The 21,711-nt window shown below is 73.4% G+C and carries 20 protein-coding genes; 10 read left to right on the forward strand and 10 right to left on the reverse strand.

The features are described 5' to 3' along the window. Window positions 1-26: 26 nt before the first annotated feature. Complete coding sequence (locus AB0F89_RS18045) at window positions 27-755, forward strand: cyclopropane-fatty-acyl-phospholipid synthase family protein (RefSeq protein WP_367137658.1); 729 nt, start codon at window positions 27-29, stop codon at window positions 753-755. On the opposite strand, the gene AB0F89_RS18050 is transcribed toward AB0F89_RS18045, so the two are convergent. Genes AB0F89_RS18050 through AB0F89_RS18080 form a run of 7 tightly spaced genes read right to left on the reverse strand, consistent with a single transcriptional unit; the run spans window position 731 to window position 11,043 of the window. Further along, window positions 731-1,969, reverse strand: a complete 1,239-nt coding sequence (locus AB0F89_RS18050; RefSeq protein WP_367137660.1) for an McrC family protein — start codon at window positions 1,967-1,969, stop codon at window positions 731-733. The genes AB0F89_RS18045 and AB0F89_RS18050 overlap by 25 nt on opposite strands. Next, window positions 1,956-4,238 (reverse strand): McrB family protein, encoded by a 2,283-nt coding sequence (locus tag AB0F89_RS18055; protein ID WP_367137662.1) that lies wholly within the window; start codon window positions 4,236-4,238, stop codon window positions 1,956-1,958. Before AB0F89_RS18055 ends, AB0F89_RS18050 begins: the two co-directional genes overlap by 14 nt. Before the next feature lie 60 nt (window positions 4,239-4,298). Then, window positions 4,299-6,044: an IucA/IucC family siderophore biosynthesis protein gene (locus tag AB0F89_RS18060; RefSeq protein ID WP_367137663.1), complete on the reverse strand. Its 1,746-nt coding sequence runs from the start codon at window positions 6,042-6,044 to the stop codon at window positions 4,299-4,301. Then, window positions 6,037-7,356, reverse strand: a complete 1,320-nt coding sequence (locus tag AB0F89_RS18065; RefSeq protein ID WP_367137665.1) for a lysine N(6)-hydroxylase/L-ornithine N(5)-oxygenase family protein — start codon at window positions 7,354-7,356, stop codon at window positions 6,037-6,039. The genes AB0F89_RS18060 and AB0F89_RS18065 overlap by 8 nt, the downstream gene beginning before the upstream one ends. Further along, window positions 7,353-7,931: a GNAT family N-acetyltransferase gene (locus tag AB0F89_RS18070; RefSeq protein WP_367137666.1), complete on the reverse strand. Its 579-nt coding sequence runs from the start codon at window positions 7,929-7,931 to the stop codon at window positions 7,353-7,355. The genes AB0F89_RS18065 and AB0F89_RS18070 overlap by 4 nt, the downstream gene beginning before the upstream one ends. Further along, a complete protein-coding gene (locus tag AB0F89_RS18075; RefSeq protein WP_367137667.1) occupies window positions 7,928-9,664 on the reverse strand; it encodes an IucA/IucC family siderophore biosynthesis protein in 1,737 nt (578 codons plus the stop codon). Before AB0F89_RS18075 ends, AB0F89_RS18070 begins: the two co-directional genes overlap by 4 nt. Next, on the reverse strand, window positions 9,661-11,043 hold the full coding sequence (locus tag AB0F89_RS18080; RefSeq protein ID WP_367137668.1) for an aspartate aminotransferase family protein: 1,383 nt from the start codon (window positions 11,041-11,043) through the stop codon (window positions 9,661-9,663). The genes AB0F89_RS18075 and AB0F89_RS18080 overlap by 4 nt, the downstream gene beginning before the upstream one ends. 269 nt (window positions 11,044-11,312) lie before the next feature. Between AB0F89_RS18080 and AB0F89_RS18085 the strand changes: the two genes are divergently transcribed. From AB0F89_RS18085 to AB0F89_RS18110, 6 genes are all read left to right on the forward strand, one after another. Next, on the forward strand, window positions 11,313-11,708 hold the full coding sequence (locus AB0F89_RS18085; protein ID WP_367137670.1) for a DUF948 domain-containing protein: 396 nt from the start codon (window positions 11,313-11,315) through the stop codon (window positions 11,706-11,708). Further along, a complete protein-coding gene (locus tag AB0F89_RS18090; protein WP_367137672.1) occupies window positions 11,705-11,974 on the forward strand; it encodes a hypothetical protein in 270 nt (89 codons plus the stop codon). The genes AB0F89_RS18085 and AB0F89_RS18090 overlap by 4 nt, the downstream gene beginning before the upstream one ends. Window positions 11,975-12,055: 81 nt before the next feature. Further along, window positions 12,056-14,728 (forward strand): alanine--tRNA ligase, encoded by a 2,673-nt coding sequence (gene alaS, locus AB0F89_RS18095; RefSeq protein ID WP_367137674.1) that lies wholly within the window; start codon window positions 12,056-12,058, stop codon window positions 14,726-14,728. After that, the gene (gene ruvX / locus AB0F89_RS18100) at window positions 14,715-15,227 is read left to right on the forward strand and encodes a Holliday junction resolvase RuvX (protein WP_367137676.1); all 513 of its coding nucleotides are present in this window, start codon (window positions 14,715-14,717) and stop codon (window positions 15,225-15,227) included. Before alaS ends, ruvX begins: the two co-directional genes overlap by 14 nt. Further along, window positions 15,224-16,441: an endolytic transglycosylase MltG gene (gene mltG, locus AB0F89_RS18105; protein WP_367137678.1), complete on the forward strand. Its 1,218-nt coding sequence runs from the start codon at window positions 15,224-15,226 to the stop codon at window positions 16,439-16,441. The genes ruvX and mltG overlap by 4 nt, the downstream gene beginning before the upstream one ends. Further along, on the forward strand, window positions 16,441-17,283 hold the full coding sequence (locus AB0F89_RS18110; RefSeq protein WP_367138912.1) for a shikimate dehydrogenase: 843 nt from the start codon (window positions 16,441-16,443) through the stop codon (window positions 17,281-17,283). The genes mltG and AB0F89_RS18110 overlap by 1 nt, the downstream gene beginning before the upstream one ends. 293 nt (window positions 17,284-17,576) lie before the next feature. On the opposite strand, the gene AB0F89_RS18115 is transcribed toward AB0F89_RS18110, so the two are convergent. From AB0F89_RS18115 to AB0F89_RS18125, 3 genes are read right to left on the reverse strand one after another with little or no spacing between them, the layout of a single operon-like run. Continuing rightward, window positions 17,577-17,846, reverse strand: coding sequence for an HPr family phosphocarrier protein (locus tag AB0F89_RS18115; protein WP_367137680.1), 270 nt, complete (start codon window positions 17,844-17,846; stop codon window positions 17,577-17,579). Window positions 17,847-17,877: 31 nt separating this feature from the next. After that, the gene (locus AB0F89_RS18120; RefSeq protein ID WP_367137682.1) at window positions 17,878-19,197 is read right to left on the reverse strand and encodes a PTS transporter subunit EIIC; all 1,320 of its coding nucleotides are present in this window, start codon (window positions 19,195-19,197) and stop codon (window positions 17,878-17,880) included. Continuing rightward, a complete protein-coding gene (locus AB0F89_RS18125) occupies window positions 19,194-19,964 on the reverse strand; it encodes a GntR family transcriptional regulator (protein ID WP_367137685.1) in 771 nt (256 codons plus the stop codon). The genes AB0F89_RS18120 and AB0F89_RS18125 overlap by 4 nt, the downstream gene beginning before the upstream one ends. 166 nt (window positions 19,965-20,130) lie before the next feature. Here AB0F89_RS18125 and AB0F89_RS18130 point away from each other — a divergent pair, with 166 nt between their 5' ends. The 3 genes from AB0F89_RS18130 to AB0F89_RS18140 all read left to right on the forward strand — a co-directional run bounded on the left by AB0F89_RS18130 (window position 20,131) and on the right by AB0F89_RS18140 (window position 21,474). Beyond that, a complete protein-coding gene (locus tag AB0F89_RS18130; protein ID WP_053721653.1) occupies window positions 20,131-20,367 on the forward strand; it encodes a glucose PTS transporter subunit EIIB in 237 nt (78 codons plus the stop codon). Next, window positions 20,364-20,816: a PTS glucose transporter subunit IIA gene (locus AB0F89_RS18135; RefSeq protein WP_367137687.1), complete on the forward strand. Its 453-nt coding sequence runs from the start codon at window positions 20,364-20,366 to the stop codon at window positions 20,814-20,816. The genes AB0F89_RS18130 and AB0F89_RS18135 overlap by 4 nt, the downstream gene beginning before the upstream one ends. 88 nt (window positions 20,817-20,904) lie before the next feature. After that, window positions 20,905-21,474, forward strand: coding sequence for a prepilin peptidase (locus AB0F89_RS18140; RefSeq protein ID WP_367137689.1), 570 nt, complete (start codon window positions 20,905-20,907; stop codon window positions 21,472-21,474). Window positions 21,475-21,711 lie beyond the last annotated feature (237 nt).

Genomic DNA, 21,711 nt, shown 5'->3' on the forward strand with positions numbered 1-21,711 from the left:
CGCGCGCGTTCTGACACGGTGTGGCCGTGACGGACGCACCGCTGAACGGCCACGCCCTGCTCGACTTCAACTCGCCGCTGTCCGACGCCAAGGCGTACGACCTGATCGGCGGTCTGCACCTGAGGCCGGGGGAGCGGGTCGTCGACTACGGCTGCGGCTGGGCGGAACTGCTGCTGCGCGCGGTCGAGCACGAGCCGAACGCGCGGGGGCTCGGCGTCGACAGCGACGACTACGCCATCAACCGGGGCCGGGCGAACGTCGAGGCCCGGGGTCTGTCGTCGCGCGTCGAGCTGCACCTGGCGGACGTCACCACCTGGGAGACCGCGCCCGCGGACGTGGCCGTGTCGATGGGCGCGTCGCACGCGTGGGGCGGCACGAAGGGCACCCTGGAGGCCATGCACGCCCGCATCCGCCCCGGCGGCACCCTCCTGCTGGGCGACGGCTTCTGGGAACGCCCGCCGAGCCCGAAGGGGATCGAGGTCTTCGGCGCGGACGAGTTCGGCGCCCTGCCCGACCTGGTCGACCTGGCCATGGCCTGCGGCTACCGCCTGCTCTCCCTCGCCACCGCCACCCTGGACGAGTGGGACAGCTTCGAATCCCGCTGGTGCGCCTCCCGCGAGCGCTGGCTGCTCGCCAACCCGGACCACCCGCAGGCCGCCGACGTCCGCGCGATCGTCGACGACCACCGCGACGGCTGGCTCAAGGGCTACCGGACCGAGTTCGGCTTCGCCTACCTGACCCTGGCCCGCCCCTGACCCTCCGGCCGCCTCGTCCGGCCGGGGATACCGGACGAGGCGGCCAGAGCCCGCGCCTCGTCCGCCACGGCCTCGACGCTCGCCGTGATGTCCTCCGGCGTCCCGCGGAGGTCGACGCCGACGACCGAGATGGTCGTCCGGCCGTCCACGATGCGGTGCCGGGTGACGCCGCCGTCGGTGGCGTGCACGAGCAGGCCGTGCTCGACGTGCCAGGCCGTGCAGTAGGCGTGCACCTGGTAGAGGTCCGCGTTGCGGGCGCCGCCGGCGAGCTTCTTGTACTTCACGTCGGCGACCAGCAGCGGCACGCCGTCGCGCAGCCACAGCACGTCGGGCTGCAACCCGATCAGGCCCTCCTGGTCGAGCGTGACCCGCTTCGTCGCGCCCGCCCCGCGCACGTCACCGTCGAGCAGGTCGCGCAACGACCGCCGGACGAACCGCTCGAACAGGTCGTTCATGTCGACCAGCACGCCGTGGGCGGCGGACGGTCCCGCGCGGTGGGTCACGGCGGCGCCCTGGAGCACCAGCCGGGCCAGTTCGACCGCGCCCCGGTAGTGCGCGTTGAGCGGGTGCCAGTCCACCGCGGGCGGGTCGGACCACCGCGGGCGCGGCAGCGACTCGACGTGCTCGCCGAACCGGGCCAGCGCCCTGCTCACCCGCCGCCGCGCCGCGAGGTCCAGGGCGCCGCCGCGGACCAGCCGCAGCGCGGTGGCGATCACCCGGTTCTCGGCGATGTCCTCGGTGTAGTCGTCGTAGCCGACCTCGGCGGGCAGCAGCCTCCCCTGGTGGCGGCGGACCTGGTCCTCCACCCGCCACCGACCCCGGACCACGGCCAGCGCCTCGTCCCGTCGCCGGTAGCCCTGGAGCACTCCGCGCCGGGTCGCCCGGAGGGCGGATTCCGCCAGCAGGTGCGCCATGGCGGCCACCGGGTGGGCGTCGGTCGACGTGGCGACCAGTTCCTCCCGCCACGCGAGCCGGTCCGTCGCGTGGGACAGCAGGTGGAGCAGGTTGCGCAGCTCCACCTTGGGCCGGATGTGCACGTGGTGCCCGCCGACGCGGAGGAAACCGACGTGGTGCCCCGGCGTCAGCCACCACCGCTCGCCGCCGAGGTGGTCGGCGCTCAGCGACGGCACCGCGGCGCGCAACGCCCGGACGTCGTCGCGGCTCCAGCCGTCGACCTCCGCCCGCTCGTACTCCCGCAGCTCAACGGACGGCACGGAGGGCGTCCAGCTCGTACTCCCTCAGCTCGTGCTCGTCCAGCACCTCGCCGAGGTAGGGCAGCACGCTGTGGGCCCAGATCCGCGCCACCCACCTCGCGTCGAGGTCGGCGCGCAGGAAGAAGCTGGGTCCGATGGGCCGGCCGTGCGCCGCGAGCCCGCGGTTGGCCCGGTCCACCACGTCCGCCACCCAGGCCATCCCGGGGTGGTTCCGGCCCAGCCACGTGCGCAGCAGCCCGTCGACGGGCTCGCTCAGCGGGGACAGCTCCACGAAGTAGAAGCGCCTGCGCAGGGCCGCGTCCACCAGCGCGATCGACCGGTCGGCGGTGTTCATGGTCGCGATGATCCGCATGTTCTCCGGCAGCCCGAAACCGTCGTTCGAGTACTGGAGCCGCATCGGCGAGTCCCGGTACTCCAGCAGGTAGTACAGCTCACCGAACACCTTCGCGACGTTGCCCCGGTTCAACTCATCGACCACCAGGACGTGCGTGCTGTCGGAGTGCTTGCGCGCGTGATCGGCGATGTGCTTGAGCGGCCCGTCGCGCAGCACGAAACCGGTGCCGTCGGGGTTGGGGCGGAACCCCTCCACGAAGTCCTCGTAGCTGTAGGACGGGTGGAACTGCACCATCTCGACCACGCCGTCGTCCCCGGCGACGTGCCTGGCCAGCTCCCTGGCCAGGTAGGTCTTCCCGGTGCCGGGCGGACCGTGCAGCACGAGCTGCTTCTTGTCCGCCCACAGCAGTTCGACCTCGGCGAGGAAGTCCTCGGGCAGGTGCAGCGACTCGGCCAGCGACGCGGTCGTGCGCCGGGCGACCGCCACCAGCGCACCGCGCCACCTGGCGAACTCGGCCGCCCACTCGGCCGGCCACGCCTCGGGCGGATCGCCCTTGACGATCCGCCACACCAGGGTCTGGGCGTCCAACCGGTCCCGGAGCCTGAGGTCCTGGAGGGCGGCCTGCTCGACGAAGTCGTCCAGCCACTCCAGCACCCGCTCGTAGGTGGCCGACTGGCCGTCGCTCTCGTTCGGGAACGTCGCGCCGGTCAGGTCGAACGCCTTGCCGAAGGCGGTGGAGGCGTAAGGGGGGAACAGGGCGGGGTCGGAGCCCAGCAGCAGCGCCGCGGCGATCGACAACCCGGTGCCCGCCCGGTTCACCGCGGTCTGCGGCGCCAGTTCCACGAAGCCCTCGATCCGGTCGCCGAGCTCGCGTCCCTCGTCCCACAACACCGCCAACGCCCGCGCCGCGTCCTCGGGGCGCCGGTCCACCCAGTCGAGGAACGGGGAGCGCGACATGTGGTGCACGAGGTTGGCCCTGTGGTTGAACGCCCTGCGCAGCGCTCGTGGCCAGTCCGGGGCTCCCTGCTGGAGGTGGTCGCGCGCCTGCGCCATCAGCTCGGCGGCGGCGACCTTGTCGGCGCGTTCGAGGCCGTCGAGGTCCACCGCGTCGGCGAGCCGCTTCGCCCACCGCACCCACTGGCTCCACGCCGTGCCGCCACCGCGCCAGTGCGGCCGGACCCGCTCGTCGTAGAAGTCGAAGTCGGGGCCGAACCGGGCGGTCAGCCCGCGGCGGATCTGCTGGAGCTGCTGGTCGACGTCGTCCGTCGGCTCGGTGACCAGCCCGGCCCAGGTCTTGGTGATCAGCTGCTTGTGCTCGCGCGAGACGATCGCCTCGAACGTCTTCGGGTGGAACAGGTGCAGCAGCGCGTGCCGCTGGGCGTGCGCGCCGACGGGGCGCCGGTCGGCGACCAGCTCCTTGAACCGCCAGGGGTTCTCCACCGCGTGCCACCGCGGGTCCGGCTCCAGCTTGGTGATCTCGATCCCGACGTTGATCAGGCAGCTGAGCTGCGCGTCGCGGCGGGTCAGGTAGAAGGTGCCCGGGTTGAGGAAGCCCCGGTCCAGCGCGCTGTCGACCACGGCGGGCAGCGGGGTGGCGCCGTCGCCCGCCCACTGCCGGACGGCGCCGATCAGCTCGCGCTTGCGGGCGCCGCCGGTGGTCATCACCACCAGCAGGTGCAGGGTGAGGACCTCGGCCATCAGCCGGATCGGACCGGCGCCGGCCCCGGCGAGCTGGTCGGCCAGCTTGGCCGTGAACGAGCGCTTGCCGAGGTCGGGGCGGTCCACGAACCGCTCCCGCAGGACGTCGAAGTTCTCCCTGGTCCACACCGCCTCGGCCGGCAGGAAGGCCGATGTGCCGTGGAGCAGCGCTTTCCGGAAGAGGTCCACGGCGTCGTAGATCTCGCGATCGGCTGTCCTGCGCCTGCCGACGACCATGCTTCAGCGACCTCCCGCGCTCGACATCACCACGGGGAATCGCCGTCGTCCCGGAAAGGGTTACCAGCCGTCGGTCGGCAGGATCGGCGTGGCGGTGTGCAGGGGGTTGGGCAGGGTGCCCGTCGTCGGCACCGGGGGGCGGGTGGTCAGGTCGCGGTAGCCCGAGGTGATCCGGTAGCTGTTCAGCGGGTAGCGCAGCAGGTCGGGGGTGGTCAGGGAGCCCTCGTCCATCCGGGCCGCCAGGGCGGGGAAGCGGTTGCGGTAGGCGTCGACCTCGCCGCGCACCAGGCCCCAGAAGCGGTCCTGGTCGAGGGGCAGCAGGGCCGACAGCGGGCGGAAGACGCCGACGAGCAGGGCGTCCACCACGTACTGCCGCAGCACGCGCCACGGTTTGCGCGGCAGCACGCGGTCGTGGTCGTCCGGTTCCGGGCCGCGCGCCGGGACGTGGTCCACCGACACGTTCACGTCGTCCACCAGGTCGAGCAGGGCGACGCGGGTCGGCACGCCGTCCGCGCCCGTGATCACCACGACGTTCTCCCCGTGCGGGTTGAACGTGATGCCGTACGTGTACAGCACGTGCAGCAACGGCCGGAAGAGGACCCGCAGCAGCGCCGCGAACCACGCCGCCGGGTCGGTCGACCCGATGTACTCCGCCACCAGCGGCCGGCCGGCGCGGTCCACGTGCAGCAGCGCCGCCAACGACCAGGAGCGCTCACCGGCCTTCAGCACCACCGGCTCGCGCCAGATGCACCCCATGGTCTCCAGCCACTGGTACGGCACCTCGCCGGCCCGCGACAGCTGCGGGTGCCGGACGGTCACCGAAGCGACCTCGCCCAGCAGCTGCGTCCCCCACCCGCCGATGAGCTCGTCCGACCGCCACAGCCCCGCCAGCCACTGCGTCACGACCGGCGCGGCGACGGTGCAGTGCGGCGGGATGCCCCGGTACACCGACGTGTTCAGCACCCGCAGCGGCAGCTTCACCTGGTACCGCCGCGAGGAGTCCACGTTGGACATGGTGCGGATCGCCTGGGTCGGCAGGTACCAGTCCGGCCCCTCGCCCAGCTCCACGATCCGACCGGTGGCCAGCTCCGGCGCCCACAGGGTGCGCACCACGTGGTCCAGCTGCCAGGGGTGCACCGGCAGCCACACGTAGGCTTCCGGGTCGGCCCCGGCCTCCTGCAACGCCTCGGTGAACCGCTCGACCACCTCCGGGCCCAGCTCGTGCGACCGCACCGACGACTCGGACAGCGACGACGTGCCCCGGAACTCCGCCAACCCCCGGTGCACGGCCAGCCACGGCAGCCGCACGGGCGTGCGCGCCTCCGGGGCGTGCCGCGCCAGGTCGTCCGCCGAGAACCCGACCCGCCCCTTGTTCGCGATCAGCCACGGGTGCCCGGTCAGGTGCCCGTCCAGCTCGGCCTGCGGCAACGCCGCCAGCTCCACCGCCGGTCGCGCGGTCGACGCCAGCGCCACGTCGGCGGCCAGGGTGGCGGTCACCTCGGCCAGGAAGCCCGCCGTGGTGGCCGGGTCGATCCGCAGGAACCGGAACGCGTCCACCACGAACCGCTGCACGTCGTCGCACGGCTCGACCACGTCGTCACCGAGGACGCCCGCCGCCGCCCGGCGCACCGACCCCGGCTCCACCGCCCACCCGCCGAACGCCGTCCGCGTCGCCGAGAACGCGTACACGGCGTCGTCGAACCGCAGCTCGTAACCGCCGGTCGGGGTGAGCAGCCCCTCGAAGCACAGTTCGCCGATCGCCTTGGCCAGCAACGCCGCCGAGCACTCGCGCCACAGGTCAGTCACCGTCGTCCCCCGGTTGCCCGTCGTCTCCCGGTTGCCCGTCTTCTGGCTGCCCGTCGTCCCCCGGGACGCTGAAGCTGGTGTACGCGGTGCGCTTCGGCAGCGGGTAGACCTCGCGACCGGTCACCGCGTTGACGATGGTGGCGTTGCGCACCGCCCCGATGCCCAGGTCGGGCGCGGCCACGCCGTGGCTGTGCAGGTCGGCGTTGGCCACGAACACCCGGCCGGTGACCGACGGGTCCAGCGCGATCGAGTGGTCGAGCGCGACGACGTACCGGCCCCGCGGGTCGCGGCGCACCAGCGGTTCCAGCGGCGCGAGGAACGGCGTCGGCGCCTGCGCGTACCCGGTGGCCGCGACGACGAGGTCGGTGCGGTGCCGGAACACCCGCCCGGTGTCCCGGTGCCGGCAGGTCAGCACGACCTCCCCGGACTCGACGGCGGACGACTCGACCGACACTCCCGGCCGCAGCTCGACCGGCGCCGGCGCGTGCTCCCACTCCCGCCGGTACAGCAGGTCGTGCAGCTCCTCCAGCGTCTCCGCCGAGATCGCCCGGTAGTGCCGCCAGTGCTCGGCGCGCAACGCGTCCCGCCGGTCCTGCGGCAGCGAGTGGAAGTGCCGCACGTACGACGGCGTGGTCATCTCCAGCACCAGCTTGGTGTAGTCCAGCGGCGCGAACACCGGCGTGCGGGTCAGCCACGCCACCGCGGGCCCGCCGTCCAGGTTGCGCCGCAGCAGGTCCAGCACGATCTCCGCCCCGGACTGCCCGGACCCGACCACCGTGACCCGATCGGCGGTGGGCGGCCGGTGCAGGTAGTCGGAGCTGTGCACGAGCCGGTCGCCGAGCCCCGCCAGCGCGGGCGGCACCGACGGCGTGGTCCCGACGCCGAGCACGAGGTGCCGCGCCCGCAGGGAGAAGCCCGCCCCGGACACCTCGAACCGGTCGCCCGCCCACCGCACCGACGTCACGTCGTGCGAGAACCGCACCGGCAGCCGGGACGCCGCCCACCGCAGGTAGTCCTCGTACTCGCGCCGGGTCGGGTGGAACCTCTCCCGCACGTAGAACGGGTACAGCCGGTCGGCGTCGCGCAGGTAGGCCAGGAACGACAGCGGGTGCGTCGGGTCGACCAGCGTCACCAGGTCGGCCAGGAAGCTGACCTGCAGCAGCGCGTCGCCGAACATCATCCCGCTGTGCCAGCGCAGCTCCGGCCGCGCCTCCAGCACGACCGCGTCCAGGTCGTCCACGGTGGACGCCAGCGCGGCCAGCCCGAGGTTGAACGGCCCGCACCCGATGGCCACCACGTCGTGCGACGTCATCGGGTGCGCACCATGAGCACGGCGACCTTGTCCGGCAGCAGCACCTCGCCGACCGGCGCGAACCCGCCCGCGGTGAACGAGGCGATGGCCCGCCGGTTGCGCACGTCGGGCTCCAGCAGCACCCGCGTGCACCGCGGGTCGGCGTCGAACAGGGCGGAGGTGAGCACCGGCAGCAGCCCGCGCACCAGGCCGCGGTCGGTCATGCCGAGCTCGCCGACGGCGACGTGCAGCCCGAGGTCGTGCGGCCGGGCCGGGTACACCCGCGCGACCACGTCCCGGGCCGCCCGGTACACCTCCAGGTACATCACCGGGTCCTCGCCCTGGCTGACCAGCACCGGCAGCGAGTGCAGGCCGGACAGCTGGTGGCGCAGCTCCCGCTCCCACCGCTCGCGCGGCCACGCCTGGTGCCAGAACGCGGCCACGTGCGGCGCCTGCATCCAGCGGTGCACCAGGTCCAGGTCGCGGGTGTCGGGGTCGACGGCGCGGGCGTGCCAGCCGCCGGTGAGCACCGGCAGCGGCGGACCCGGCACGGCGGACAGGTCGTCGGTCGGCCGGTAGGCGTCGAGGTGGGTCACCGGGCGCACCTGCCCTCCCGCAACGGGTTGGGCGCGTCGAAGTACACCGACTGCGCGTCCAGCGGCGCCAGCACCTCGTCGATGCCCTCCAGCCTGGTCAGCAGGTTCGCCTTGCACGGCAGCGCGTCCGCCTCCAGCCAGCGCCGGGCCAGCCGGTCGCCGTCCGGACCGGCCTCGGCCAGCGCGGGCAGCGCCGCCTCCAGCCGGGACGCCATCACGCCGAGCAGGTCCCGCTCGTCGGCCAACCCCTCGACGCCCAGGCAGCCGATCACCGCCAGCGCCTGGTTGCGCAGCAGGTAGTAGGTGAGCCGGTCGTCCACCACCGCGTCGTCCACGACGGCCAGTGTGGACTCCTCGACGCCCAACCGCTCCAGCACGCGCGGCAGGTGCGACGCCGCCAGGTAGTAGCCCTGGTTGTCCCGGTACCGCCCGCCGACCACCCGGCCGGCCGGGTCCAGCCGCACCAGCGTGTTCTGCTGGTGCGCCTCCAGCCCGATGCCGGTCTCGGCGTACAGCCGCAGCATCGGCACCAGCACCCGGTCGGTGTAGTCGGCGACCCACCGCGCGGCGTCCAGCCGCAGCACCAGCTCGCCGAGCAGCGTGCGGCCGATGCCGGGGCGTGGCGCGACCATCCCGGCCAGGCACCGCGAGTCGCCGATGTCCGGCGGCGACTCGCGCACGGCCACGTCCAGCCCGGTGACCTCGCCGCCCTCGTCCACCGCGAGCCACGCCGGGTCGCGCACGACGCTGAACTCGGGGTGCGCCTTCTCGGTGCCGGCGGCGTAGCCGGATTCGAGCAGCAGGTGGACCTCGGAGCCGCGGCGCAGCTCGGTGGCCGTCGACTCGCGCCGCGAGTTGGTGATCCGCAGGCCCAGCGACAGCTTCAGCATCACCGGCGCGCCGGTCCGGTACACGGTGCGCAGGCTCGACGTCGGCGACCAGGCCGGCCCGAACTCGCCGAGCGGTTCCAGCAGGCCGCGGGAGATCAACGACGCGATCCGCGGCCGGTCGAGCAGGTCGTGCGCCTGCCACGGGTGCGCGGGCACCAGCACCCGTCCCCGCTCCGGGCTGCGACCGGCCAGCTCGGCCATCAGCGCCACCGCGTCCGGGCCGGACACCGAGCCGTGCGAGACGACCTCCTCGGCCGCCGAGAACCAGAACAGCGGGAACGAGCCGCGCAGCTCGGGGGCGTAGCGGGCGTTGTCGGCGTCCGACAGGCCGTCCCGGCTCTTCGGCGCGGGGTGGTGCAGGTGGCCGAGCATCAGCCGCTGCTCGCTGTCCAGGAACCGGTCCGCCGGCCCGACCGGGCGCTGCCGCCGGTAGGCCACGAAGTCGGCCACCCGGCGCACCGACTCGGCCGTGCGCTCCACCAGGTCCGCGACCTGCCCACCACCCACGCCGCCCGCGCCGTCGCTGCTGCCCGCGCCGCCGCCGACCTGCCCGCCGCCCGCGCCCGCGCCGCTGCCACCGCCGGAGGTCAGCTCCGCACCCACCAGCGCCACCGCCACCACCGGGTCCGCCGGTCTGCCCGCCAACGTCACCGCCCCGAACCGGTGCCGCCCGGTCGGCGAGGCGTACCGCACCTCCGCCTCCAGCGGCAGCCCGAGCACGTCGATCCGCACCCGGTCGGTCACCGGCACGCCCCGCTCCCGCACCCAGCAGCGCAGCAACGCCTCCAAGTGCGCGTGCTCGGCGGTCGCCCGTGGGTCGCCCTCCAGCGGATCCGCTTTCATGCCGCTCCTTCCACCAGTCGTTCGGCGACCGACCCGGCCTCGCGGACCAGCGCCAGCAGCGCGGCCAGGTCCGCCTCGCGGGCGTTCGGGTTGAGCAGGGTCAGCTTCAGGCACGTGACCTTGTCCACCTCGGTCCGACCGATCAACGCCGAGCCCGCGCGCAGCAGCGCCCGCCGCAGCCGCGCGTTCACCACGTCGGCCAGCGACCGGTCGGCGGGCCGGTACCGGAACACCACCGTGGTCAACGTCGCACCGCCGACCAGCTCGAACGCCGGGTCGGCGGCGATCAGCGCGGCGGCGTGCCCGGCCAGCTCGTGGCACCGGTCCACCAGCTCGCCCAGGCCCGCGCGGCCCAGCGCGAGCAGCGTCGCGGCCACCTTCACCGCGTCCGGGCGGCGCGTGGTCTGCAACGAGCGGCCCAGCGCGCCGTCGTAGCCCTCGGCCCGGTCGTCCTCGGGGTTGAGGTAGGCCACCGACCGCTCCAGCGGCGCGAACGACGACGCCGAGCGCACCAGCAGCACGCTCGCCGCCGCGGGCTGCCAGCCGATCTTGTGCAGGTCGGCGGTCACCGAGTCGGCCAGCGCGAGCCCGTCCACCAGCCCGGCGAGCTTCGCCGAGAACACCGCGCCGAACCCGTAGGCGGCGTCGACGTGCAGCCACGTGCCGTGCTCGCGGGCCAGCTCGGCCAGTTCCGGCAGCGGGTCGACCGAGCCGAAGTCGGTGGTCCCCGCGGTCGCGACCACCGCCACCGGCGTGCCGCCCGCCCGCAGCATCGACGCCAGCGCCTCGGGCCGCATCCGCCGGTGCGAGTCGACCGACACCGGCCGCACCGCGTGCTCGCCGATGCCCAGCACCGCGCACGCCCGCGCCACCGAGAAGTGCGCCAGCTCGGAGCAGAACACCACCGGGTCGGGCAGCGCGGCGACGCCGTCGGACCGCACGTCCAGGCCGAGCCTGGCCGCCGCCGCGTCCCTGGCCAGCAGCAGCGCGGTCAGGTTCGACACCGTGCCACCGGGGGTGAACACGCCGTCGGCGTCGGCGTCGAACCCGGCCAGCCGGGCGAGCGCCGCCACCACCCACCGCTCGACCGCGATGGCGGCCGGTCCGGAGTCGTAGGTGTCCAGCGAGGCGTTGGACGCGCCGGCCAGGGCGTCCGCCGCGACCGCGACGGCCAGCGGCGGCGGTTGCAGGTGGGCGGCGGCGAACGGGTCGGACAGGTCGACACCGGCCTCGGCCAGCACGGTGGTGAGGCGGGCCAGCGCGGCGTCGGCCCCGATGCCCCGCTCGGGCAGGTCGCCGAGCAACCGCCGCGCGCGGTCGAGCACGTCCGCGGGCCTGCCCGGGGGGATCGGTCGCCCGGAGGGACTGACGGCGAACACGGCACCTCCGACGATCGACTAAGGCTAGCCTTACCTCATCTATTCGGTGTCGTGGTGTCAAGCCCCTGGGTGACGATCCGTGGTGTGACGATCACTGCGCGACCAACGCTAGCTGCCACGACCACGATCCAATTAACGCCAAATGGGGGGTCTTGGCCGATCGTCCCACCACGTGGCACAACCTCACCCCGATCTCGTTCGGAGTCGCCGGCGCGGTCGCGGTAACCTTGGCCACCACCTCGAACCGTGCAATCCCCCAGGAGGGTTCCGTGTCGCCAGGGCAGATCGCCGCGCTGGTCGCTGCCGGCGCGTTCGTGCTGCTTGTGATCCTGCTGGCGATCCCGTTGATCAAGCTGGGCCGCACGCTGGACGAGGCCACGATCGCCATTCGCAAGGCGCACCAGAACAGCGACCCGATCTTCACCGGCGCGAACACGACGATCACGCACGTGAACACGCAGCTGGAGCGGGTGGACGGGATCACCGCCAACGCCCGCGCGGTCACCGGCAACGTCTCCGCGCTCACCTCGCTGTTCACCGCCACCCTCGGCGGGCCGCTGGTCAAGGCCGCCGCGCTGTCCTACGGCCTGAGCAAGGCCGTCCGCGCCCGGCGCGCCGCCAAGGAGCTCCCCAGCAAGCACACGCGGCGCAGGGGCAAGCGATGAGGCGGCTGTTCTGGTTCGGGGTCGGCATCGCCGCCGGCGTGTTCGCCACCCGCAAGGCCGGCCAGGCCGCGCACGCCGCCACGCCCGCCGGCATCGGCGAGAACGTCGGCCAGGGACTGCGCGAGCTGGCGGGCGCCATCGGCTCCTTCGGCGCCGAGGTGCGCGCCGGGATGTCGGAGCGCGAGCAGGAGCTGCAGGACGACGTGGAACGCCAGACGGGCTTCACGCCGGGTCGGCGAGCGCGCCGGGCGAACGACGCCAGGTAGGCCGTTCGTTCGCCTCGCCGCGCCCTTGCCCGCCCGTCGGCCCCGCCGACGGCGGCCCCACCCTCCCGAAGGACGAGACCCGTGCAGACCCACGAGATCATCAAGCGCTTCCGCGAGCACTTCGAGAACGCCGGCCACAAGTACGTGCCCAGCGCCTCGCTCCTGCTGGACGACCCGAACCTGCTGTTCGTCAACGCCGGCATGGTGCCGTTCAAGCCGTACTTCCTCGGCGAGGCCCCGCCGCCCGCCCCGCGGATGACGAGCATCCAGAAGTGCGTGCGCACCCCGGACATCGACGAGGTCGGCAAGACCACCCGGCACAACACGTTCTTCCAGATGGCCGGCAACTTCTCGTTCGGCGACTACTTCAAGGAAGACGCCATCCGGCTGGCCTGGGAACTGGTCACCAAGCCGGTCGCCGACGGCGGCTACGGCCTGGACCCCGAGCGCATCTGGGTGACCGCCTACCTGGACGACGACGAGGCCGCCGACCTGTGGCAGAAGGTCGCCGGGCTGCCGCCGGAGCGCATCCAGCGCCGCGACATCGAGGACAACTACTGGTCGATGGGCGTGCCCGGCCCGTGCGGACCGTGCTCGGAGATCTACTACGACCGCGGCGCCGCCTTCGGGGAGGAGGGTGGCCCGGTCGTCGACGAGGACCGGTACCTGGAGATCTGGAACCTGGTCTTCATGCAGAACGTCCGCGGCGCGGGCGGCGCCAAGAGGGACTACCCGATCCTCGGCGAGCTGCCGGACAAGAACATCGACACCGGCATGGGCGTCGAGCGCGTCGCCATGCTGCTCCAGGACGTCGACAACGTCTACGAGACCGACCTGGTCCGGACCGTGATCACCAAGGCCGAGGAGCTGTCCGGCCGGCGGTACGGCGCCGACGAGACCGACGACGTGCGCTTCCGGGTCATCGCCGACCACGCCCGCAGCGGCGTGCTGCTGGTCGGCGACGGCGTCACGCCCGGCAACGAGGCCCGCGGCTACGTGCTGCGCCGGCTGCTGCGCCGGATCGTCCGGTCGGCCCGCCTGCTCGGCGTGACCGAGCCGGTGCTGGTGCGATTCGCCGAGGTCGTCCGGGACGCCATGGGCCCGTCCTACCCCGAGCTGGTGTCCGGCTTCGCCCGGATCGAGCAGGTCCTCAAGGCCGAGGAGGACACGTTCCTGCGCACGCTGGACGCCGGGTCGCGGATCTTCGAGACCGCCGCCGGCCAGGTCAAGGCCGACGGCCGGGCCACCCTGCCCGGTGACAAGGCCTTCCAGCTGCACGACACCTACGGCTTCCCCCTCGACCTCACCCTGGAGATGGCCGCCGAGGCCGGCCTCACCGTGGACGAGGACGGCTTCCGCAAGCTGATGGCCGAGCAGCGCGCCCGCGCCAAGGCCGACGCCGCCGGCAAGAAGACCGGCCACGGCGACCAGACCGTGTACCGGGAGCTGCTGGAGCTCGGCGCCACCGAGTTCACCGGCTACACCGAGCTGGCCAGCGAGGCCACCCTGCGCGGCATCGTCAGCGGCGGCAAGCGGGTCCGCTCGGCCAAGGAAGGCGACATCGTCGAGGTCGTGCTCGACCGGACGCCGCTGTACGCCGAGTCCGGCGGCCAGGAGAGCGACGCCGGCGTGATCGTCTCCGGCGGCGCCGAGCTGGAGGTCGTGGACGTCCAGAAGGTGGCCCGCAAGCTGTGGGTGCACCAGGTGCGGGTGCTCAGCGGCGAGATCGCCGAGGGCGAGCACGTCGAGGCCAGGGTGGACCCGGAGTGGCGCGTCGGCGCCCGCCAGGGCCACTCGGGCACGCACGTCGTGCACGCCGCCCTGCGCCAGGTGCTCGGCCCGTCGGCCCTGCAGAGCGGTTCGTACAACAAGCCGGGCTACCTGCGGCTGGACTTCGCCTGGACCGGCGGCCTGTCCGAGCAGGCCCGCAGCGAGATCGAAGAGGTCTCCAACCTGGCCGTGCGCAAGGACCTCCCGGTCCAGGTCGTCTACACCGACATGGGCGGCGCCCAGGAGATGGGCGCGGTCGCCCTGTTCGGCGAGACCTACGACGAGACCGTGCGCGTGGTCGAGATCGGCGGGCCGTGGTCGCGCGAGCTGTGCGGTGGCACGCACGTCGAGCACTCGTCCCAGATCGGCCCGATCACGGTGATCGGCGAGTCGTCCGTGGGTTCCGGCGTCCGCCGGCTGGAGGCCTACGTCGGCATCGAGGCCTTCAAGTACCTGGCCCAGGAGCGGGCCCTGGTGCAGAACGTCGCCGCCCTGCTCAAGGTGCCCGACGCCGAGGTGCCCGCCCGGGTCGAGGCCCTGGTGGAGCGGCTGCGGGTGGCCGAGAAGGAGCTGGAGAAGGTCAAGGCCGCCCAGCTCCTCGCCAACGCCGGCTCGCTGGCCGACGAGGCCCTGGACGTGCGCGGCGTGTCGCTGGTCGCCCTGGCCCTGCCCGAGGGCACGTCCGGCGGCGACCTGCGGACCATCGCGGGCGAGGTGCGCAACCGGCTCGGCGCCAGGCCGGGCGTGGTCGGCCTGTTCGCCCCGGACGGCGACAAGGTCAGCTTCGTGGTGGCCACCACGTCCGCCGCCCGCGACCTGGGGCTGGCCGCCGGCAAGCTGGTGCCCGCCTTCGCCCCGGCCGTCGGCGGTCGCGGCGGCGGCAAGCCGGACCTCGCCCAGGGCGGCGGCACGAACCCGGGCGGTGTCGGCGACGCCATCGCCGCCCTGCGCGCCGAGGTGGACCGCGCCGTTGAGCAGCGCTGACCGCCCCGGCGTCGACGACCCCGGCCTCGGGCGCAGGCTGGGGGTCGACGTCGGCGCGGTGCGGGTCGGGGTCGCGCTGAGCGACCCGGGCGCGTTCCTGGCGACGCCGCTGGTCACCCTGGCGCGTGACGCGAAGGCCGGCCGGGACCTGCTGGACCTGGCCGGTCTGGTCGCCGAGCACGAGGTGGTGGAGGTCGTCGTCGGCCTGCCGCGCACGCTGGCCGGGAAGCACGGGCCGGCGGCGGAGACCGCCTCGGCGTACGCTGCGGCCTTGGCCGAGCGCGTCGCACCGGTTCCGGTGCGGCTCACCGACGAGCGGCTGACCACCGTCACGGCGAGCCGGGTGCTCGCCGAGCGGGGGGTGCGTGGCAAGAAGCAACGCGCCGTCGTGGACCAGGCTGCCGCGGTCGAGATCCTGCAGACCTGGCTGGACGCGCGCGCGGCACAAGTGGCCCGGTCCGCAGCGGAACGGGCCCCCGGAGCTAAGGACGGCTCGTGAACGACGACCTCGGGTTGTTCACCGATCCAGACACGCGCCAGGAAGACCGCGCGCGTGCCAAGAGCGACGCCGCGGCCCGGCGGGCCAAGCGCAGGCGCAAGCGGACGATCCTGTGGGTCGTCGTGGCGCTGGTGCTGGTCGGCGGTGGTGCGGGCGCGTACTACGGGTACCGCACGCTGAGCGGCATCGGCTCGTACGACGACTTCGCGGGCGCCGGCGAGGCCGACGTGGTGGTCGAGGTCAAGGACGGCGACTCGGTCTCCGTGATCGCGAACTCGCTCAAGGACCAGGGCGTGGTGGCCAGCGCCCGCGCGTTCACCGAGGCGGGCGCGACCGACAACCGGGTCACCGCGATCCAGCCCGGCTTCTACCTGATGAAGACCAGGATGTCCGGTGCGGCCGCGGTGACGCGGATGGTGGACAAGGCCACCAAGATCGTGCCGCTGGAGGTCAAGGGCGGCTACGTGCTGCACGACCTCACCGCGCTGGACGGCAGCACCACCAAGGGCATCCTGTCGCTGCTGTCCGACGCGTCGTGCGTCGAGCTGGACGGCGCGAAGCAGTGCGTCACGCCCCAGCAGCTGCGGGACGCGGCCGACAACGCCGACCCGGCCGCGCTGGGCATCCCGGAGTGGGCGCTGACCGACGTCACCGCCGCGCCGAGGGAGAACCGGCTCGAAGGGCTCATCATGCCCGGCCTGTACCACGTCAAGCCGGGCGCGGACGCGGTCGAAGTGCTCAAGAGCGTGCTCGCGACGTCCCTGACGAGGCTGCAGAGCTACGGCATCCCGGCGAACACCGGCTCGACCGGGTTCCGGCCGTACGAGGTGCTGGTCATCGCCTCCCTGATCGAGAAGGAAGGCATCACCGACGACTTCGGCAAGATCTCGCGGGTGATCTACAGCCGGCTCGCCAAGCCGCAGCGGCTGGAGCTGGACTCCACGGTCAACTACAAGCTGGACCGGCCGCACATCACCACCGACGACGAGGACCGCGAGCGGTCCGGGCCGTACAACACGTACAAGACCCAGGAGTTGCCGCCCACGCCGATCGGCTCGCCCGGCCAGAAGGCGATCGCCGCCGCGATCAACCCCGAAGAGGGGCCCTGGATGTACTTCGTGAAGTGCCAGAAGGACGGCAAGTCGTGCTTCACGAACACCTACGAGGAGCACCTGGTCGTGTCCGACAAGGCCCGTGAGGAAGGCGTCTTCTGATCGTGGCGCGCCGTGCGGCGGTCATCGGCTCACCGGTGGCCCACTCGTTGTCACCCGTCCTGCACAACGCCGCGTTCGCGGCCCTGGACCTGGCCGACTGGACGTACTCGCGGGTCGAGTGCGAGGCGGACGGGGTGGCGGACCTGGTCGGCGGCCTGGACCCGTCGTGGGCCGGGCTGTCGGTGACGATGCCGAACAAGCGGGCCGCGCTGGCGGTGGCGGCCACCGCGACGCCGCGCGCCGTCCAGGTGGGCGCGGCGAACACCCTGGTGCCGGCGGCCGGGGGCTGGCGGGCCGACAACACCGACGTGGACGGCGTGCTGGGCGCGCTCCGGGCGGTCTGCGGCTTCACGTCCGGCACGCGCGCCGTGCTGCTGGGCGCGGGCGGCACCGCCACGGCGGCCCTGGTGGCGCTGGCGTCGGTCGGCGTCCGGTCGGTGTCCCTGGTGGTCCGCTCGGTGAGCCGGGCCGCCGAGGCCGAGTCGTGCGCGTCCCGGCTCGGGCTGGCGCTGGACGTGGTGACCTGGGACGACGCGGACTTCACCGCCCTGGCGTCGGAGACGGACGTGCTGGTCAGCACCGTGCCGCCGGAGGCGACCGAGCCGGTCGCGACGGCGCTGGCCGGGGCGCCGTGCGTGCTGGACGTCATCTACCACCCGTGGCCGACGCCGCTGGCGCGCGCGGTGGGGGAGCGCGGTCGCGACCTCGCGACCGGGCTCGACATGCTCCTGCACCAGGCGTTCGGCCAAGCCGAGCAGTTCACCGGCCTGCCCGCGCCGCGCGAGGCCATGCGCCGCGCGCTGCGTGCCGCGACGGACCACGTGCTGCCCCTGCCGTGCTGATCGACGGGGGCCACCGCGAGGTGTTCGACCGCGCCGGTCTCCTGCCGCGCACCTGAACCGCTCCCATCACCGAGGCCCTTCCGCGATCCGCTCCGCGACGTCCCGGACCCGCGCCGCCGGACCGACCCGCGAGCTCGTCACCACCGCTTCCCGATGCTGTGCGGGGGACCTCGTGGCGATCTCGTGGCGGGCGGCCGGGGTCGAGCGGTCGTTGCGCGACCTGTGGCGTGACGCGACGACGGGCCCTGCTCGCGCGAGGGTGCGAGCAGGGCCCGTCGACGTGCCGAGGGGGATCAGTCCCCGTCGAGGTCGGTGCCGATGATCTCCGCGATGGCGTCCAGAGCGGCGTCCGCGCCGTCGCCCTCCGCGGCCAGGACGACCTCGTCGCCGTGCATCGCGCCGAGCGTCATCAGGCCCAGCACGCTCGCCGCCTCGACCGGTTGGCCGTCGTCCTTGCGGATGGTGACCGGCACCGGTTGCCCGGCCGCCGCCTTCGCCAGGAGCGCGGCAGGCCGCGCGTGCAGCCCGACCTTGCTCGCCACGGTGACCCGTCGCTCAGGCATGATCCGTCCTCTCGTGCTTCGACTCGCCGAGTCAGGACGCCGTGGCGTCCGACCGGCCTTCCTTCTCGGTCCTGCCGGTCCTGTCGGCCCGGGTGGCCCTGGCGGTCTTCTCGTCGCCGTCGGCCACGCTCGCGTCCGCCTCCGGGTCCTCGTCCTCCGCGCGGCCCGGCGTCCGCAGGTTCCACTTGGTGATCACGAAGCGGAACAGGAAGTAGTAGATCGCCGCGTAGATCACGCCCAGCACCAGGATCAGCAGGGGCTTGGTCGCGATGCTGAAGTTCAGCAGGTAGTCGATCAGACCGGCGGAGAACCCGAACCCGTCGTGGATGCCCAGGGCGTTGCTGATCGCCAGCGAGCTGCCGGTCAGCACCGCGTGGATCACGTACAGCGGCCACGCCACGAACATGAACGCGAACTCCAGCGGTTCGGTCACACCCGTGATGATCGCGGTCAGCGCCGCCGAGCCCATGATGCCCGCGATGATCTTCCGCTGCGCCGGTCGGGCGGTGTGCACGATGGCGAGCGCCGCCGCCGGGAGGGCGAACATGAAGATCGGGAAGAAGCCGGTCTGGAACGTGCCCGCGGTGGGGTCGCCCGCGAGGAAGCGCGGGATGTCGCCGGTCTTGCCCTCGTAGTCGCCGAACTGGAACCACACCACGTTGTTGAGGATGTGGTGCAGGCCGAGCGGGATCAGCAGCCGGTTGACGACGCCGTAGACGCCCGCGCCGACGATGGTGCTGCCCATGATGGCCTCACCGACGTTCTTCAGGCCCGCCGCGAACACCGGGTAGACCAGGCCCATCAGCACGCCGACGACCAGCATGACGCCCGCGACGAGGATCGGCACGAACCGCCGGCCGCCGAAGAACGCCAGGTACGGGGGCAGCTTGGTGCGGTGGTACCGCTGCCACAGCACGGCGGTGAGCAGGCCGACGACGATGCCGCCGAGCACCTTGTAGTCGATCAGGTTGGCCTTGGCCGTCGGGTCGTCCGGCTGGTCGAGCACCAGCGGCGACATCGCCTTGAACACGCCCTGCAGCACCACGTACCCGACCACCGCGGCCAGGCCCGTGGAGCCGTCGCCGCGCCGGGCGAAACCGACGGCGATGCCGACCGCGAACAGCAGCGGCAGGTTGGCGAACAGCGCGTCGCCCGCGTTGCCGATGACCGCGGCGACGTCGTTCCAGCCGAGACCTTCCTCGCCGAGCATGTCGGGTTGGCCGAGTCGCAGCAGCAGGGCCGCGGCGGGCAGCACGGCGATCGGCAGCATGAGGCTGCGGCCGAATCGCTGCAGCCCGGCCAGTCCCTTGATCTCACGACCGCCGGTCGCCTGTGGGGCGCTGGCGCTCATGGGGTACCTCCCTTGGCGCAGTGGTGCGGTCCGGATTCCGGGTCGGTCCGGTCCAATTTCATGGTCACCTGGTAGAGATCGCCCCGGTACCAGGACGTCATGTCCTCGACGGGCCTGCCTCGTGAGCTGGAGACCCGGCGGAAGACGAGGAGCGCGCTGCCGACGCGGACGTCGAGCAGCTTCGCGGTCTCGGGGTCGGCGCCCTCGGCCCACACGGTCTGGGCCGCGTGGTCGAGCTGGACCCCGTAGGTGTCGGCGATGAGGGTGTAGAGCGAGGTCGTGAGGTCGTGCCGGTCGAGGTCGGGCACGATCCGCGGGCTGTACCAGCCCCGTTCGACGGCCAGCGGCACGCCGTCCGCGCGGCGCAGCCGGACGAGCCGGCACGCCGGTTCGTGCGGCGGCAGGCCGAGCGCGGCGGCGGCCTCCGGCGGCGTCGCCTCCTCGGCGCAGGCCAGCACCTCGGTCGCCGGGGTGAGGCCGCGCCGGCGCATGTCGTCGGTGAAGGACTCCAGGTAGAGCTGGACGTCCAGGCGGCGGCGGGCGGTGAACGTGCCCCGGCCCTTGGCCCTGGTCAGCAGGCCCTCGGTGACGAGCTGGCCGACGGCGGCGCGGACCGTGATGCGCGACACCCCGTACTGCTCGGCGAGGTCGCGCTCCGAGGGGATCGGCGAGCCCGGCGGCAGCTCCTGCTCGGCCATCCGCCGCAGGATGTCGCGGAGCTGGGCGTGCTTGGGCTTCGGCCCGTCGACGATCCCGCCGCGGTTCATGACACCTCCCCGGTGCTCGCACTTCCAAACCGGGATTGGTACTTTCCGGTCTAGACCAGTTGGTGCGGGGAGGATGCTCCGCGCGCCAACCGGGTGTCAACCGCCGTTACGGGACCGTGCCCGAGCGGTGGCACCCTCAGGGCCAGGTGTCGAGAGAGGACTTGAAGTGGCGGACGACAAGGCGGAGCGGATCCTCGCCGCGCTCGGCGGCGCGGACAACATCGTGGAGATCGAGCCGTGCATCACGCGCCTGCGCTGTGAGCTGGAAGACGGCTCCCTGGTGGACGAGAAGGCTCTGAAGGGCTTGGGCGCGCACGGCGTGATGCGCTCGGGCAACGTGGTGCAGGTGGTCGTCGGGCCCGAGGCCGACACGATCGCCAGCGACATCGAGGACCTGCTGTGACGCTGCGCGTGACCAGTCCGGTCGGCGGTCGCGCGGTGCCGCTGACCGAGGTGCCGGACCCGGTGTTCGCGCAGGCCATGGTCGGACCGGGGGTGGCGGTCGAGCCGGAGCCCGGTCGGGCGGACGTGGTGTCGCCGGTGGACGGGACGGTCGTGACGCTGCACCCGCACGCGTTCGTCGTGGCCACTTCGGACGGCGCGGCGGTGCTGGTGCACCTCGGGATCGACACGGTGAAGCGCAAGGGCGAGGGCTTCGCGCTGCACGTGGTCAAGGGTGAGGCGGTGCGCGCGGGGCAGCCCGTGGTGACGTGGGACCCGGAGGAGGTGCGGGCGGCCGGTTTCGCGCCGATCTGCCCGGTGATCGCGCTGGACGCGACGCCGGAGGCGTTGCTGGACCCGGCCGGTGGTCCGGTCGCGGCGGGCGACGCGCTGTTCTCCTGGCAGCGGTGATCCCCGTGTGACGACGGGAGCGGATGAATGGACCATTCATCCGCTCCCGTCGTTGCCCCCGGGCCGAGGTCGGGACGACCCTGGTCACATGGTCATTTCGTTGGTCGTCTCGGGATTCCTGGCCGGCGCCCTGGGCGCTCTCCTCCTCCGCCGCCTGCCGCGCGGCGCGGACGTGCACCCGCTGTGGTGCGCCGCGCCGACGGCGGTGTTGTGGTTCACGGCCTGGGCGTTGGCCCCACCGCACCTGCTGCCCGTGTCGCTGCTGCTGGCGTGGCTCGGCGTGCTGCTCGTGGTGACGGACCTCCGCTGCCGCCGCCTGCCGGACGCGCTGACGCTGCCCGCCTACCCGGCGGTCGGCGTCGCGTTGTGGCTGGGCGGCGCGGACCTGTGGCGCGCGGCGGCGGGCTGCCTGCTGTTCGGCGGCTGCCACCTGGCGGTGCGCCTGCTCTCGCCGTCGGCGATGGGCGGGGGCGACGTGAAGCTGGCGGGTCCGCTGGGCGCGGTGCTGGCGTCGGTGTCGTGGACCGCCCTGCCCGCTGCCGCCGTGCTGGCGAGCGCGGTCACGCTGGCCCTGGGCCTCCGGTGGCGATCGGGCGGCGTGCCGCACGGACCGGGGCTGCTGGCCGCCACCTGGGCGGTGAGCCTGCACGGCCCCTGATCGAGCCCCTGATCGAGCCCCGTTCGGACCCGTGCGCGGCGTGCGGGCGTCCCGCCAGCCCGGGTCGGGTGGAGGTCCGGCTCGACAACGCCGACAAGATCGCCTCGGTCCTCAGCGCGCTGATCGGCCTCGCGACCCTCCTGGTCGCCCTGCGGCAGGGGAGGGCCGCCCGGCGGCGGGCGCGGACCCGGCGGCGGGCGGCGTCGCCGGACCGGTCGTCGCGACGGGGTCGGACGG

It is taken from the genome of Saccharothrix sp. HUAS TT1, from assembly GCF_040744945.1.
In the GTDB taxonomy this organism is placed as follows: domain Bacteria; phylum Actinomycetota; class Actinomycetes; order Mycobacteriales; family Pseudonocardiaceae; genus Actinosynnema.